Source organism: Gordonia terrae, from assembly GCF_001698225.1.
Classification (GTDB): domain Bacteria; phylum Actinomycetota; class Actinomycetes; order Mycobacteriales; family Mycobacteriaceae; genus Gordonia; species Gordonia terrae.
The window spans coordinates 2,103,420-2,117,181 of sequence record NZ_CP016594.1 but is presented as its reverse complement, the minus strand read 5'-3'; the positions used below and the strand labels follow the sequence as shown (position 1 = coordinate 2,117,181).

Sequence of the window (13,762 nt, the reverse complement as noted above, 5' to 3'; positions counted from 1 at the left end):
GCGTCTACGGATCGAACCGGAAACCGACCCCGCGCACGGTCACAATGTGGCGGGGACGGTCGTGGCGGTCGTCGCCGATCTTCCGGCGCAACCAGGAGATGTGCATGTCGAGGGTCTTCGACGACCGCAGGTCGGCCGAACCCCACACCTCGGTGAGGATCTCTTCGCGGGTCACCACCTCACCGGCGCGTTCCATGAGGAAACGCAGGAGGTCGAACTCACGGTTCGCCAGGGTGAGGTCGTGTCCGTTGACCAGGACCCGGCGTGCACGGGCGTCGAGGCGCAGGGCACCGCCCTCGAGCACGACGTCGCCGGGCTGGCGCCGCCGCAGCAGTGCACGTACCCGGGCCAGCAGTTCGGCCAGGCGGAACGGTTTGCCGACGTAGTCGTCGGCGCCGGCGTCGAGTCCGACCACGAAGTCGACCTCGTCGGTGCGCGCGGTCAGCATCAGCACCGCGAGCGCGGGCCGCTGGGCCCGCACGCGCCGGCACACCTCCAAGCCGTCCAGCACCGGCAACCCGAGGTCGAGGATGAGCAACTCATAGCGGGTGTCGAGTGCCTTCTCCAGGGCGTCGGCGCCGGTCGAGACGACCTCGCAGCCGTACCCCTCGCGCGACAGCGCCCGTGCGAGCGGTTCGGCGATCGCGGCGTCGTCCTCGGCGAGCAGCACGGTGGTCATCGGTCTCGGGCCGCGCGGTCGGAATGGTCCCCGTGGTGACCGATGCCCGCGGCGGGCTGGTCATAGGAGTCGCGCCGGCGTCCTTCCAGCGGATGATCCTCGTCGTCGTGGACGTCGAGTACCTCGTGGTACAGCAGCGCATGTACCCGCTCCACCTGCGGGATGTCGTCGAAGGACAGCGGCTCGTCCGACGCCGATTCGATGACCAGCGTGCCGGTGCGCAGCATGCGGTCGACGAGGCCGTGCCGGAACTCGACCGTGTTGATCCGGCGGATCGGGATGTCGATGCCCGACCGGGTGATGATCCCGTTGCGGAACATCACCCGCCGATCGGTGAGCACGAAATGTGTTGTCTTCCATGCCAAGAGCGGGCGAATGAAGTACCAGCAGAAGCCCGCGGCCCACACCACCGCGACCACGAGGAGCAGAACGGTCTGCGGTGTGGACCGCAGCGATGATGCGGTGATGACCCCGACCAGCACGCCCGCGGCCGCCGTCACGATCGCGAACAGCAGGAACGGACCCAGCAGGCACTTCCAGTGCGGATGTCGATGGAGGACGACACGCTCTCCCGGTGCCAGGTTCTCCCGCGGATAGGCCATGCGGCCCAGCATAAACGGCACCGGCCCGACCGGGGCCAACCCGCGTGAACGCGCCGCTCGGACACCGCCGGATCGCGGGACGGCCTGAGTAGACTGCCAACCACAGGCCACCGCCGTCGGAGAGCAGTGAGCATGTCAGGGCCCCGACACCAGATCCGACCATCGGCTTCGCGACCGGTCGGCGAGGAGAACGCCATGAGCTACCAGGATCCCCGTGACCCGCGGACCGCGCGCTACGAGTCCGGCTACACCCCTGAGTCACGCGCGTACAGCAGTCAGAACGACCCGTACGCGCGAGATCCCTACGCGGCCGATCCGTACGCCGGCCAGGGCGGTTATCCCCAGGGCGGCTATGAGCAGGGCCGGCCGCCGAAACCCCGTCGCGGCCCGGACATCAATCCCGTCACGTTCGCCGGCGGTGTGGTGATGACCGGTGTGGTCACCGGCCTGGCCGCCTGGTTGGTGGCCTGGATCATCTCCGCGTTCGTCGAGAAGGTGAACGAATCGGGCAAGCTCGGCGTGTGGAACCCGGTCGCCGCCAGCGAGCTCTGGTTCGGGGTCGTCGGTTTCCTGTGCGCCCTCGCCGCCGGCGCCCTCTGGTACGTCCTGCACATGGTCACCCCATCGCCCGACCAGTTCTACCGCTGGATCGTCGGCCTGCTGCTCGTGGCGGCCGTGCTCATCCCGATCCTGACCTACAACCAGATCTCGGTGGGCATCGAGACCGCGATCGTGCACCTCGTGATCGGCCTGCCCTCCCTGACGATCATCCCGGCCATGGCCGGCAAGAGCCTGCAGTCCCCCGCCGGCTGAGCCGGCGAGGAGCGCAGCCGCCGGGCCGAGCAAGCGACGAAGGAGCGCGTCGAGGTCGACGAGCCGAGTCGAAGTCACTCCGGCCGTAGATGGGTCACGTCGCCCGCCGCGGCCACCACCTGCTGGCCATCGGCGTCGACGACGATCCGGCCGGAATGGTCGACCCCGGCCGCGGTGCCGACGACCTCGCGATCGCCGGGTAGGACCAGACGAACGCGGCGGCCGATGGTGTCGCTGCTGTCGCGGTATCGCGCCGCCAGCCCGTCCAGGTCGTGCGGCCAGAGGTCGAGCAGGTCCGAGAGCGCCCGTAGGTACGACGCGGCCAGGTCGGTCAGCGGCACGTCGCGGCCGGTCGCGAGACCGAGCGAGGTCGCGGTCGGGACCGGCAGCTGGTCCGCCGCCATCGTGGTATTGAGTCCGGTGCCGATCACCGCCACTCCTCCCGGCCCGGTCGGGCCGTGCTCGGAGCGGGTGTACTCCGAGAGGATCCCCGCGACCTTCTTGCCGTCGATCAGCACATCGTTCGGCCATTTGAGCGTCGGGCGCACACCCATCGCGTCGTCGACGCCCTGGACCGCGGCGAGGCCGGCCAGCAGGGAGAGCCAGCCCAGGTCCTCGGTGTGGTCGGCGACGTCGATCGCGGCCGACATGGCCAGCTGTGTGCCGGCGGGCGCCGTCCACGTGCGGGCGTGGCGACCGCGTCCCGCCGTCTGGTCGGTGGTGATGCGGACGGTTCCCCCGACGGGTTCGGCGGCCGCGCGCGACACGAGGTCGGCGTTGGTGGAGCCGGTCGCCTCGACCACCTCGATCCGGTGCCACCGGGTGTCGGCGAGTCGGGTACGGAGCAGATCGGCGTCGAGGCTCATGGACAACGAACCTACTGTCCGCCGCGGTGGAACGGTCGGGTACCGCCTGTTTCGACGAGGTGCACCCATCCCACCGACCGATCGCTCGGAAACCTGAGGGATATCTCACGTTGATCCGGTTGACGTGGCTCACACCCGGGTAGTTAGCATCGTCAGTCATGACCACTGCTTCTCGCGACGACGCCGCCGCTCCCGACATCCACACCACGGCGGGAAAGCTCGCCGATCTGCGTAATCGTCTCGACGAGACGAAGCACCCGGTGGGTGAGGCCGCCGTCGAGAAGACCCACGCCAAGGGCAAGCTGACCGCGCGGGAGCGCATCACGCACCTGCTCGACGAGGGGTCGTTCGTCGAGCTCGACGCCCTCGCCCGGCACCGCAGCACCAACTTCGGACTCGCCGAGCGCCGTCCGCTCGGCGACGGCGTCGTCTCGGGTTACGGCACCATCGACGGCCGTGAGGTCTGCGTCTTCTCGCAGGACTCGACCGTGTTCGGCGGCAGCCTCGGCGAGGTCTACGGCGAGAAGATCGTCAAGGTCATGGATCTCGCGATCAAGACCGGCCGTCCGCTGATCGGCATCAACGACGGCGCCGGTGCCCGTATCCAGGAGGGCGTGGTCTCGCTCGGTCTGTACGGGGAGATCTTCCACCGCAACGTGCGCGCCTCCGGCGTCATCCCGCAGATCTCGCTGATCATGGGCGCCGCGGCCGGCGGTCACGTCTACTCCCCCGCGCTCACCGACTTCGTGGTGATGGTCGACCAGACCAGCCAGATGTTCATCACCGGCCCCGACGTCATCAAGACGGTCACCGGCGAAGAGGTGACGATGGAGGAGCTCGGCGGTGCGCACACGCACATGTCGAAGTCGGGCACCGCCCACTATGTCGCCTCCGACGAGGAGGACGCCCTCGAGTACGTCAAGGAGCTGCTCGGCTACCTGCCGAGCAACAACCGGGCGGACGCACCGCGCCTGCCGGTCGCGCAGCCGGCCGCCGGTTCCATCGAGGACACCCTCACCGAGGAGGACCTCGAACTCGACACGCTGATCCCGGATTCGCCGAACCAGCCGTACGACATGCACGAGGTGATCCGCCGCATCCTCGACGACGACGAGTTCCTCGAGGTCCAGGCCGAATACGCGACCAACATCATCATCGGCTACGGACGCGTCGACGGCCGCAGCGTCGGCATCGTCGCCAATCAGCCCACCCAGTTCGCGGGCTGCCTCGACATCGACGCCTCGGAGAAGGCCGCGCGCTTCGTCCGCACCTGCGACGCCTTCAACATCCCGATCGTCACCCTGGTCGACGTCCCCGGCTTCCTGCCCGGCACCGACCAGGAGTACCGCGGCATCATCCGCCGCGGCGCCAAGCTGCTCTACGCCTACGGCGAGGCGACGGTCGGCAAGATCACCGTCATCACCCGCAAGGCCTATGGCGGCGCCTACGACGTCATGGGTTCCAAGCACATGGGTGCCGACGTGAACCTGGCGTGGCCGACCGCCCAGATCGCGGTCATGGGCGCCTCGGGCGCGGTCGGGTTCGTCTACCGCAGTCAGCTCAAGGACGCCGCCGCCAAGGGCGAGGACGTCGACGCCCTGCGCCTGCAGCTGCAGGAGGAGTACGAGGACACCCTCGTCAACCCGTACGTGGCGGCCGCACGCGGATACGTCGACGCGGTCATCCCGCCGAGCCACACCCGCGGACAGATCGCCACCGCGCTCAAGCTGCTCGAGCGCAAGATGGTCAATCTGCCGCCGAAGAAGCACGGCAACATCCCCCTGTGACATCAGCCGGTCGTCCCGAGAGCGAGAATTCCGTGAGCGAAGAGTCGACGAAGTCCGAGCGTCCGTTCCTGACCGTCGTCGGCGGCCAGCCGACCGATGAGGACCTCGCCGTGCTGGTGACCGTCCTCGCCGGGGCCGGCTCGGGCGGCGGCGACTCCGAGCCCGCGACGCGCAACGACTGGGGCCGGCCCATCGACCGGTTGCGCCCGCAGTGGGGCGGTCCCGGGAGCTTCACCAACCTCCGCTACTGAGGTGACACGCTCATCCGAGATCGGGCCGGGTCCCACCGGCCCGATCTTCGTGCTCGGCTCGGCCTCGCCGGCCCGGCTCCGCATCCTGCGGGCGGCCGGCGTCGAACCTGTCGTTCGGGTGTCGGACGTCGACGAGCATGCTCTCCTCGCACGGCTTCCCGGCTCCACGCCGGCCGGTGTGGTCGTCGCCGAACTGGCCCGCGCCAAGGCAGAGGCGGTCGCGGCGCTCCCGGAGATCGCCGAACTGGCCGGCTCCGGCGATCCTGTCGTCGTCATCGGCTGTGACTCGATGCTCCACCTGGGCGATCAGCTCCTCGGTAAACCGCACACGCCCGAGCGCGCTGTCGCGCAGTGGTCGGACATGCGCGGTCGTAGCGCCGACCTGCTGACCGGACACCACCTGATCCGGCTGGACCGGCGCGCCACCGCCGGCGGCACGAGTTCCACCACGATCCACTTCGCCGACGCCGACGACGACGTCATCCACCGGTACGTCGCCAGCGGCGAACCGTTGCAGGTCGCGGGCGCCTTCACCCTCGACGGCCTCGGCGGCTGGCTGGTCGAGCGCATCGAGGGTGATCCGTCGTCGGTCATCGGCATCGGGCTGCCGTTGGTCCGCACCCTCCTGCGCGACGTCGGCCTGTCGGTCACCGACTTCTGGCACCGGTGAGCGAGCGCACCCCACCGCTGATCGAGCGCACCCCACCGCTGATGGAGCGCACCCCACCGCTGATCGAGCGCACCCCACCGCTGATCGAGCGCGCCCCACCGCTGATTGAGCTTGTCGAAATCACTCCGCCTCGAAGAACTCCGGCCAGTACCGCTCGATGCAGTCCTCGGGCTGGCCCTGGCGGTTGAACTGCGGGCCGGTGAGGCCGACCGTCAGGGCCACCGCGCGTTCGCGCGCCGACCCGTGTCCGGAGGCGCCCCCGGTGTCGCCGATGATCGGCAGCAGACTCGCGACCTGCAGGATCTCCTTGGCGCCGAGCGCATCCCGCTGGTAGGCGGTGGCACCCCAGTTCGCGGCCAGGCAATCGGCGATGAGCTCGCTGTTCTTGCCGGCCGGGAGTCGGCGGTCCGGGATGTCGAAGGCCTCGGCCATCCGGAACACCACGTTGTGGCCGTATTCGTGCGCGACGACGATCGCGGCGGTGAAGTCGCCGACGATCGGCGACGGCACCCCGAAGACGTTGCCGTCCCAGATGGCCGCGAAGGTCTCGACCGGCAGTACGACGCTGCCCTCGGTGGGGGTGCCCTGCCCGTTCGGCTCGGTGTCCGCGCTGCAGAAGAACGCGTTCGCCTCGTTGGAGGGAATCGGCACGGGGCGCGAATCCTCATCACCGACAATGCATTCGGTGGTGAACGAGGTGCCCGACCCGATGAGCACCCGGCCCGGCGCGGGATCGCCCCAGCCGAGCTCGTCGAACCATCCGCCCCACGTCTGGTCGAGGTCGTCGAGGAGCGTCGTGAGGTACTCGGGGACCGCGGTGCCGACGTTGGCCGGGGTCACCCCGCTCGTCATGAGTTCCGCGGTCGGCGTCGGCAGCTTCGGACAGTCGTCGGGGCGGCACTGGGCCGGGTCGACGTCGGACGGCCGAGAGGAATCCGAACCCGAGGAACCCGGCGGGCGTGACGGCGTCGGACTCGGGGTGGCGTTCGTCGACGCGGACGACCCCGGAGCCCGCCCCGAGTCGTCGGACGGGATCAGCGAGCATCCGCTTCCGACGGTCAGCGCCGCCACCGCGGCCAGGGAGACCACCCACCGCACCGCGAGGGGGCCACGTCGATCGATCATTCGGCGAACCTAGCAGGCGATGACCCGCTTCACCTGCGGTTTGTCGTCTGATCGAAGCACGCTCCGGCCGATGCCCTACCCTTTATCAGCGGGACCGCAGATGGTCCGCGTGATCCACGAGGAACGTCCGAACAGCGAGCTGGAGAGCACCGTGAGCGTTGACACCGACCCGAATCCGGCCTTCGCCGAATACGCCCACCCCGAACGGCTGGTGACGACCCAGTGGCTCTCGGCGCATCTCGGCGCCAAGGGACTCAAGATCATCGAGTCCGACGAGGATGTGTTGCTCTACGACATCGGCCACATCCCGACGGCCCAGAAGATCGACTGGCACCTGCATCTCAACGATCCGGTCACGCGCGATTACATCAACGGCGAGCAGTTCGCGGAGTTGATGCGCAGCAAGGGAATCGAGCGCGACGACACCGTCGTGATCTACGGCGACAAGAGCAACTGGTGGGCTGCCTACGCGCTGTGGGTGTTCACCCTGTTCGGTCACGAGGACGTCCGGTTGCTCGACGGCGGGCGCGACGCCTGGATGGCCGAGGACCGCGACACCTCCTTCGACGTTCCCGATTACCCGCGGTCGGACTACCCGGTCGTCGAGCGCGACGACACCGCGATCCGGGCGTTCGCACCGCAGGTCCTTCAGGCCCTGGGCACCGAGCCGCTGGTCGACGTCCGTTCGCCGCAGGAGTACACCGGCGAGCGCACCCACATGCCGGATTACCCGGAGGAGGGCGCGCTACGCGGCGGGCACATCCCCACCGCCATCTCCATCCCCTGGGCGAAGTCCGCGGCGCCCGACGGCCGTTTCCGCAGCCGCGCCGAGCTCGACGAGATCTACGCCGATCTCGATCCGCAGACACCCACCATCGCCTATTGCCGTATCGGCGAGCGGTCGAGCCACACGTGGTTCGTGCTCACGCACCTGCTCGGTCACTCCGCGGTCCGCAACTACGACGGCTCGTGGACCGAGTGGGGCAATGCCGTGCGGGTTCCGATCGCCGTCGGCGACGAGCCGGGCGCCGTACCCGGCAGCGAGTGAGCCCGACCGCACGATGAGCCTGCCCCCAGCCCTGGCCGAGATCGTCGACGACTTCGGTGCGCTCGGCGACTCCGACAAGATCACGCTCCTGCTCGAGTTCGCCGGCGAATTGCCCGATCTGCCTGCGCATCTCGAGCAGGATGCGATGGAACCGGTACCCGAGTGCCAGTCGCCGGTGTTCCTGTCGGTGGACGCCGCCGACCCGGCGTCGGTGCGGTTGCATTTCAGTGCGCCGCGCGAGGCGCCGACGACCCGCGGGTTCGCCGCGATCCTGCACCAAGGGCTCGACACCGCGTCGGCGCGCGAAATCCTCGACGTGCCATCGGATTTCTACTACGAGCTCGGACTCGGGAGCGCGGTGAGCCCGCTCCGTCTGCGGGGGATGGCGGGAATGCTGGGCCGGATCAAGGCCCAGGTGCGTCACCAGGTGCCCGACCTCTCCGGGGCATGAAATTCATCCAGATCCGCGACGAACCCATCGAGCCCGGCGGCCTCGTCGAATGGACCCCGTATGTGCCGGGCGGGCTGGGCACCTGGGATTACGACCCCCGGTTGACCTCGCACAACCACGAGCAGCATCTCCGCGACGCGTTCGAGTTCCGGATCCGCAACCGTCGTGAGGGTGGACGCGAGGCGTGGCTCGGGCTGAGCATCGAGTTCGACGAGCCGCTGTCGATCCCGGCCATCCGCTCGGTCTTGACCCAGTGGATCGACCGGCACGAGGTCCTGCGGAGTCACGTCGTGATCAAGGGCTCCGGACTGCAGCGACTCACCACCGCACCGGGCAGCGTGAAACTGAAGATGGGCCGGATCGGCTGGTATGCCGAGTCCGGCCCGCTCGTCGAGCAGCTGGCCGGTTCGTTCGATCGCGCCACCGCGCCGCTGCATTGGCCGGCGTACCGATTCGCGACGGTCGGTCGCGAGCGGTCGTTCACCCTGCTCTTCGCCGCCGACCATTCGCTGGTGGACGGATACTCCCTGATCATGGCGCAGCAGGAACTGGTCTCGCTGTACCGCGCGGCGCGAGAGCATCGTGGCGCGAATCTGCCGGAGGTGGGCAGCTATGTCGACTTCAGCGCCGAGGAACGCCGGATCGCCGACCAGACCGGCCGCGACCACCCGGCCGTCGGCCTGTGGTCGGAGTTCCTGGCCGCCGGGGCCGGCGACATGCCCGGCCTGCTCACGACCGAGCCCGCCCGACCAGCAGAGCCCGCCCCGGACGAGAGCTCCGCGGACGCCGCACAGCCCCAGGAGTCACTGTGGGGTGTCATCGCCGATGACGAGACGGCCAACCGGTTCACCGCGATCTGCTCGGAGGCGGGTGGCACCCTGACCGCGGGGGTGCTCGCGGCCTTCGCAGTGGTTCATCACGAACTGACCGGCGATCGGGAGTTCCGCTGCGTGCTGCCTCGGCACACCCGCAACGATGCCCGCTGGCTGACGTCGCTCGGCTGGTTCGTCGGTGTCGCTCCCTTCTGTGTGGACATGTCCGACTCCCCCACGTTCGACCAGACCGTCGCCCGGTCGACCGCCGCGCTCAAACGCGGCCGTCAGGGGGCGTCGTTGCCGTTCCTGCGCGTGGCCGACCTGATCGATCACGAGGGCGGACCCAGATTTGTGATCTCATTCATCGACACCCGCTACGCCCCGGGCGCCGGTGCGGCCGACGCCGGGCGCGCGAAAGTCATCCGGAGTCACAGCTACTCCCCCGACGAGGTGTACATCTGGGTCAATCGCACGCCGTCGGGCCTGCGGTACTCCGCCCGCTTCCCGCGGGAGTCCCCGCTGCGCGATCTGGGCGTCGCCGCCTCGGCGACCGACGTCCCGACGCCGAGCGTCCCGTCAGGCGGCGGGGCTGCCGCCAGCCCGTCGTCGGGGACGCTCCTGGAGGCACAACGTGAGGGAATCGTCACATTTTCCGAGCCCGGAGGTCCGGGTGCTTCCGCTCGCGACATCGATGCCTCCGCCGGTCCCGTCCACGCCTACCTGCACGGTTTCGCCGAACTGATCCGCGACCTCGGTGAGGCGAGCACATTCTCTCCGGCGTTGTGACCCAGGGCTCCACCGAACGATTGCTCGGTGGGCTAGGGTATTGCCCGGAAGGTCGCGACACCTGCACCTCGAAGGTGTCGCATCGCCCTCGCCGTCCTCATCCCGGCCGGTGACGGCGTACCACCAGACTTGACCGACGTCCGACAACCGTGTCGCGTGCGCTACCGCGTCGTGAGCACCCGAGTACGAGTAAGGCCCAGGAGAACAAGTGCCCAGTACCTCTGCGAACACCCCGTCCGCAATCAGCAAGGTCCTCATCGCCAATCGCGGCGAGATCGCTGTCCGCGTGATCCGCGCCGCCCGGGATGCAGGCATCGCGAGCGTTGCCGTCTACGCCGAGCCCGACGCGAACGCGCAGTTCGTCAAGCTCGCCGACGAGGCCTTCGCACTGGGCGGGCAGACCTCGGCGGAGTCATACCTGGTCTTCGACAAGATCCTCGACGCGGCGAAGAAGTCCGGCGCGGACGCGATCCACCCCGGGTACGGCTTCCTGTCGGAGAACGGCGACTTCGCCCAGGCCGTCATCGACGCCGGACTCATCTGGATCGGTCCGTCACCGCAGTCGATCCGCGACCTCGGCGACAAGGTCACCGCGCGCCACATCGCGCTGAAGGCCGACGCCCCGATGGCCCCCGGCACCAAGGACCCGGTCAAGGACGCCGACGAGGTCGTGGCCTTCGCCCAGGAGCACGGCGTGCCGGTCGCCATCAAGGCGGCGTTCGGCGGCGGTGGACGCGGGATGAAGGTGGCGTACACCATCGAGGAGATCCCGCACCTGTTCGAGTCGGCCACCCGCGAGGCCGTCGCCGCGTTCGGTCGCGGCGAGTGCTTCGTCGAGCGCTACCTCGACAAGGCCCGCCACGTCGAGGCCCAGGTCATCGCCGACCAGCACGGCAACGTCATCGTCGCCGGCACCCGCGACTGCTCGCTGCAGCGTCGTTTCCAGAAACTGGTCGAGGAGGCCCCCGCGCCGTTCCTCACCACCGAGCAGCGCACCAAGATCCACGAGTCCGCGAAGGCCATCTGCCGCGAGGCCGGTTACTACGGCGCCGGCACCGTCGAGTTCCTGGTCGGCAGCGACGGCCTGGTCTCGTTCCTCGAGGTCAACACGCGCCTGCAGGTCGAGCACCCGGTCACCGAGGAGACCGCGGGCATCGACCTCGTGCGTCAGCAGTTCCGGATCGCCAACGGCGAGAAGCTGGAGTTCACCGAGGACCCGACCCCGCGCGGCCACTCGTTCGAGTTCCGGATCAACGGCGAGGACGCGGGTCGCAACTTCCTGCCCGCCCCCGGGCCGATCTCGGTCTACAAGGAGCCGACCGGCCCCGGCGTGCGCGTCGACTCCGGTGTCGTCGAGGGTGACGTCATCGGCGGACAGTTCGACTCGATGCTGGCGAAGCTGATCGTCACCGGCGAGACCCGCGAGCAGGCTCTCGAGCGGTCGCGTCGCGCGCTCGCCGAGTTCCAGGTCGAAGGCCTGGCGACGGTCATCCCGTTCCACCGGCACATCGTCTCCAACCCCGCCTTCATCGGCGACGGCGAGAAGTTCGACATCTACACCAAGTGGATCGAGACCGACTGGGACAACCCGATCGAGCCGTACACCGGCGGCGAGCCGATCGACGAGGACGAGGCCGCACCGCGGCAGAACGTCGTCGTCGAGGTCGGCGGCCGTCGCGTCGAGGTGTCGCTGCCCGGCGATCTCGCGCTCGGTGGCGGCGGCGGATCGGCCAACGGCGTCGTCCGCAAGAAGCCGAAGGCACGCTCGCGCAAGAAGGCCGGCGGCGCAGCCGTTTCCGGCGACGCCGTGGCCGCTCCGATGCAGGGCACCGTCGTCAAGGTCGCCGTCGAAGAGGGCCAGGAAGTCGCTGCCGGCGATCTGGTCGTCGTGCTCGAGGCCATGAAGATGGAGAACCCGGTCACCGCCCACAAGGACGGCGTCGTCACCGGCCTCACCATCGAGGCCGGCGCCGCCGTCACCCAGGGCACGGTGCTGCTCGAGCTGAAGTGACCCTTTCTGCCCCCTGAGGTGCGAGGAGCGCAAGCGACGAGCCCCCTCTGCCCCCTGAGGTGCGAGGAGCGCAAGCGACGAGCCTCGAAGGGCAAGGACAACGGGCAGCACAACAATGCAGCCAGTCGAGATCAACGCCGGGACGTGGTATCTGCGTGCGCTTCGTGCGGACGAGCGGATCACCGACGTCCCGGCGTTGTCTCGCCTCCAGGTCGACGACCCCACCGCGTATGTCACTGCGGCACACCACGGCTGGGAGTCGGAGACGAGGTTCGTCTGGGCGGTCTGCATCCCGACCACCGGTGAGCTCATCGCCGTGATCGGGGTGACGCGAGACGGTTCGTCGGGCCGGCTCTGGGGCGAGGCGCGCGACGGCTTCGACGAGGCGCTGGATGCCGCGATCGGACCGGTCTCCCGGTTCGCCGAGGGTGCGCTACAACTCGCTGTCGAGACCCCGATCGAGCGCGAGATCGGATGAACCTCGAAGCCACCGACCGCCACCCGCCGACGCCGTTTGGTGAATTCTTGGTGAACACCTGACGCTGCTCCGGCAAAGCCGCAGGACGAAACCGGCAATTCCGGCATTCGCTCTGTAGGTGAAACCGGCGGTCCGGCAGCATGATTGGGCAATGACCGGTGAGATGCTCCTCCTCGTGCTGTTGGTGATCACGGCACTCGGCTTCGACTTCACCAACGGATTCCACGACACCGGCAACGCGATGGCCACCTCGATCGCCACCGGAGCTCTCAAACCCAAGGTTGCCGTGGGGATATCCGCCGTCCTCAACCTCGTCGGCGCGTTCTTGTCCGTGGAGGTGGCCGCCACCATCACCAAGGACGTCCTCAACATCCAGCAGACGTCGGGCGACGTCGTCACCGGGCTCACCCCGACCACCGCCCTGCTGATCATCTTCGCCGGACTCATCGGCGGCATTCTCTGGAATCTGTTCACATGGCTGTTCGGCCTACCGTCCTCGTCGTCCCATGCACTGTTCGGCGGGCTCATCGGTTCCGGTATCGCGGCGATCGGCCTCTCCGGCATCAACTGGCACGGTGTGCTCTCGAAGATCATCGTGCCCGCGCTGTTCGCGCCCGTCATCGCATGCATCGTGGCGGCCTGCGGCACGTGGCTCGTTTTCGCGATCACCCGTCGCATCGACGCGAACCGCAAAGAGGCCGGGTTCCGGTACGGCCAGATCGCGAGCGCGTCGCTGGTGTCACTTGCTCACGGAACCGGTGACGCACAGAAGACGATGGGGGTCATCGCGATGGCACTCATCGTCACCGGCCACCTCGACGCCTCGACGGTGAGCCACGGCCTGCCCTTCTGGGTCGTCTTCTCCTGTGCCGCAGCCATTGCGATCGGGACCTACCTCGGCGGGTGGCGCATCATCCGGACGTTGGGCAAGGGTCTCGTCGAGATCAGCTCACCCCAGGGCATGGCGGCCGAGGCTTCGTCGGCCGCGATCATCCTCACCTCGAGTGCGGCCGGGATGGCCCTGTCGACCACGCAGGTGGCAACCGGTTCGATCCTGGGTTCGGGCGTAGGCAAGAAGGGTGCGCAGGTCCGATGGTCGGTCGCGGGGCGTATGGCCGTCGCGTGGATGACGACGCTGCCGGCCGCGGGACTCGTCGGTGCTTTCTGCTTCTTCATCGCCAATCTGTTGGGCGACGTCGCGGGCGGCATCGCCATCTTCGTCCTCCTGCTCGCCGCGTCCGGGTACCTGTACTGGCGCGCGCAGCAGAACAAGATCGACTCGCACAACGTCAACGCCGAATGGGACGACACGACCGACTCGATCATTCCGGCTGCTCAGGCCAAGCCCACCACGATCGCCTGACGGTCACCGACGCATCC

At 68.7% G+C, this 13,762-nt stretch carries 14 protein-coding genes; 10 read left to right on the top strand and 4 right to left on the bottom strand.

All coding sequences use genetic code 11. The features are described 5' to 3' along the window. Positions 1 to 4 precede the first annotated feature (4 nt). Positions 5 to 679, bottom strand: a complete 675-nt coding sequence (locus tag BCM27_RS09615; protein WP_004572230.1) for a response regulator transcription factor — start codon at positions 677 to 679, stop codon at positions 5 to 7. After that, positions 676 to 1,281 carry a PH domain-containing protein gene (locus tag BCM27_RS09610; protein WP_167550896.1) on the bottom strand — a complete coding sequence of 202 codons (606 nt, stop codon included), beginning with the start codon at positions 1,279 to 1,281 and terminating at the stop codon, positions 676 to 678. Before BCM27_RS09610 ends, BCM27_RS09615 begins: the two co-directional genes overlap by 4 nt. A 195-nt stretch (positions 1,282 to 1,476) precedes the next feature. Here BCM27_RS09610 and BCM27_RS09605 point away from each other — a divergent pair, with 195 nt between their 5' ends. Further along, positions 1,477 to 2,094, top strand: a complete 618-nt coding sequence (locus BCM27_RS09605) for a hypothetical protein (RefSeq protein WP_004572228.1) — start codon at positions 1,477 to 1,479, stop codon at positions 2,092 to 2,094. A 74-nt stretch (positions 2,095 to 2,168) separates the two neighbouring features. Here the strand turns inward: BCM27_RS09605 and BCM27_RS09600 are convergent, their stop codons facing one another. Beyond that, on the bottom strand, positions 2,169 to 2,960 hold the full coding sequence (locus tag BCM27_RS09600; protein WP_004572227.1) for a biotin--[acetyl-CoA-carboxylase] ligase: 792 nt from the start codon (positions 2,958 to 2,960) through the stop codon (positions 2,169 to 2,171). A 158-nt stretch (positions 2,961 to 3,118) separates the two neighbouring features. On the opposite strand from BCM27_RS09600, the gene BCM27_RS09595 reads away from it, so the two are divergent. From BCM27_RS09595 to BCM27_RS09585, 3 genes are read left to right on the top strand one after another with little or no spacing between them, the layout of a single operon-like run. After that, a complete protein-coding gene (locus BCM27_RS09595) occupies positions 3,119 to 4,747 on the top strand; it encodes an acyl-CoA carboxylase subunit beta (RefSeq protein WP_004572226.1) in 1,629 nt (542 codons plus the stop codon). Between the two features lie 32 nt (positions 4,748 to 4,779). Next, a complete protein-coding gene (locus BCM27_RS09590; protein ID WP_004572225.1) occupies positions 4,780 to 4,998 on the top strand; it encodes an acyl-CoA carboxylase subunit epsilon in 219 nt (72 codons plus the stop codon). A 1-nt stretch (position 4,999) separates the two neighbouring features. Then, positions 5,000 to 5,668: a Maf family protein gene (locus tag BCM27_RS09585; protein ID WP_004572224.1), complete on the top strand. Its 669-nt coding sequence runs from the start codon at positions 5,000 to 5,002 to the stop codon at positions 5,666 to 5,668. Between the two features lie 120 nt (positions 5,669 to 5,788). On the opposite strand, the gene BCM27_RS09580 is transcribed toward BCM27_RS09585, so the two are convergent. Beyond that, positions 5,789 to 6,793: a neutral zinc metallopeptidase gene (locus tag BCM27_RS09580; RefSeq protein WP_004572223.1), complete on the bottom strand. Its 1,005-nt coding sequence runs from the start codon at positions 6,791 to 6,793 to the stop codon at positions 5,789 to 5,791. A gap of 151 nt (positions 6,794 to 6,944) precedes the next feature. On the opposite strand from BCM27_RS09580, the gene BCM27_RS09570 reads away from it, so the two are divergent. The 6 genes from BCM27_RS09570 to BCM27_RS09545 all read left to right on the top strand — a co-directional run bounded on the left by BCM27_RS09570 (position 6,945) and on the right by BCM27_RS09545 (position 13,745). Then, complete coding sequence (locus BCM27_RS09570; protein WP_033205496.1) at positions 6,945 to 7,841, top strand: sulfurtransferase; 897 nt, start codon at positions 6,945 to 6,947, stop codon at positions 7,839 to 7,841. A 13-nt stretch (positions 7,842 to 7,854) separates the two neighbouring features. Next, the gene (locus tag BCM27_RS09565; protein WP_004572221.1) at positions 7,855 to 8,292 is read left to right on the top strand and encodes a SufE family protein; all 438 of its coding nucleotides are present in this window, start codon (positions 7,855 to 7,857) and stop codon (positions 8,290 to 8,292) included. Then, positions 8,289 to 9,893, top strand: a complete 1,605-nt coding sequence (locus BCM27_RS09560) for a condensation domain-containing protein (protein WP_004572220.1) — start codon at positions 8,289 to 8,291, stop codon at positions 9,891 to 9,893. Before BCM27_RS09565 ends, BCM27_RS09560 begins: the two co-directional genes overlap by 4 nt. 208 nt (positions 9,894 to 10,101) lie before the next feature. Beyond that, on the top strand, positions 10,102 to 11,904 hold the full coding sequence (locus BCM27_RS09555) for an acetyl/propionyl/methylcrotonyl-CoA carboxylase subunit alpha (protein WP_004572219.1): 1,803 nt from the start codon (positions 10,102 to 10,104) through the stop codon (positions 11,902 to 11,904). 115 nt (positions 11,905 to 12,019) lie between these two features. After that, positions 12,020 to 12,382: a GNAT family N-acetyltransferase gene (locus tag BCM27_RS09550; protein ID WP_004572218.1), complete on the top strand. Its 363-nt coding sequence runs from the start codon at positions 12,020 to 12,022 to the stop codon at positions 12,380 to 12,382. Positions 12,383 to 12,533: 151 nt separating this feature from the next. Continuing rightward, positions 12,534 to 13,745 carry an inorganic phosphate transporter gene (locus BCM27_RS09545; protein WP_004572217.1) on the top strand — a complete coding sequence of 404 codons (1,212 nt, stop codon included), beginning with the start codon at positions 12,534 to 12,536 and terminating at the stop codon, positions 13,743 to 13,745. The last annotated feature ends 17 nt before the right edge of the window (positions 13,746 to 13,762 follow it).

What these genes read in the sequence shown, in the direction of transcription:
- BCM27_RS09615 (WP_004572230.1), bottom strand. Translation starts at nt 679, where the DNA reads ATGACCACCGTGCTGCTCGCCGAGGACGACGCCGCGATCGCCGAACCG.
- BCM27_RS09610 (WP_167550896.1), bottom strand. Translation starts at nt 1,281, where the DNA reads ATGGCCTATCCGCGGGAGAACCTGGCACCGGGAGAGCGTGTCGTCCTC.
- BCM27_RS09605 (WP_004572228.1), top strand. Translation starts at nt 1,477, where the DNA reads ATGAGCTACCAGGATCCCCGTGACCCGCGGACCGCGCGCTACGAGTCC.
- BCM27_RS09600 (WP_004572227.1), bottom strand. Translation starts at nt 2,960, where the DNA reads ATGAGCCTCGACGCCGATCTGCTCCGTACCCGACTCGCCGACACCCGG.
- BCM27_RS09595 (WP_004572226.1), top strand. Translation starts at nt 3,119, where the DNA reads ATGACCACTGCTTCTCGCGACGACGCCGCCGCTCCCGACATCCACACC.
- BCM27_RS09580 (WP_004572223.1), bottom strand. Translation starts at nt 6,793, where the DNA reads ATGATCGATCGACGTGGCCCCCTCGCGGTGCGGTGGGTGGTCTCCCTG.
- BCM27_RS09565 (WP_004572221.1), top strand. Translation starts at nt 7,855, where the DNA reads ATGAGCCTGCCCCCAGCCCTGGCCGAGATCGTCGACGACTTCGGTGCG.
- BCM27_RS09560 (WP_004572220.1), top strand. Translation starts at nt 8,289, where the DNA reads ATGAAATTCATCCAGATCCGCGACGAACCCATCGAGCCCGGCGGCCTC.
- BCM27_RS09550 (WP_004572218.1), top strand. Translation starts at nt 12,020, where the DNA reads ATGCAGCCAGTCGAGATCAACGCCGGGACGTGGTATCTGCGTGCGCTT.
- BCM27_RS09545 (WP_004572217.1), top strand. Translation starts at nt 12,534, where the DNA reads ATGACCGGTGAGATGCTCCTCCTCGTGCTGTTGGTGATCACGGCACTC.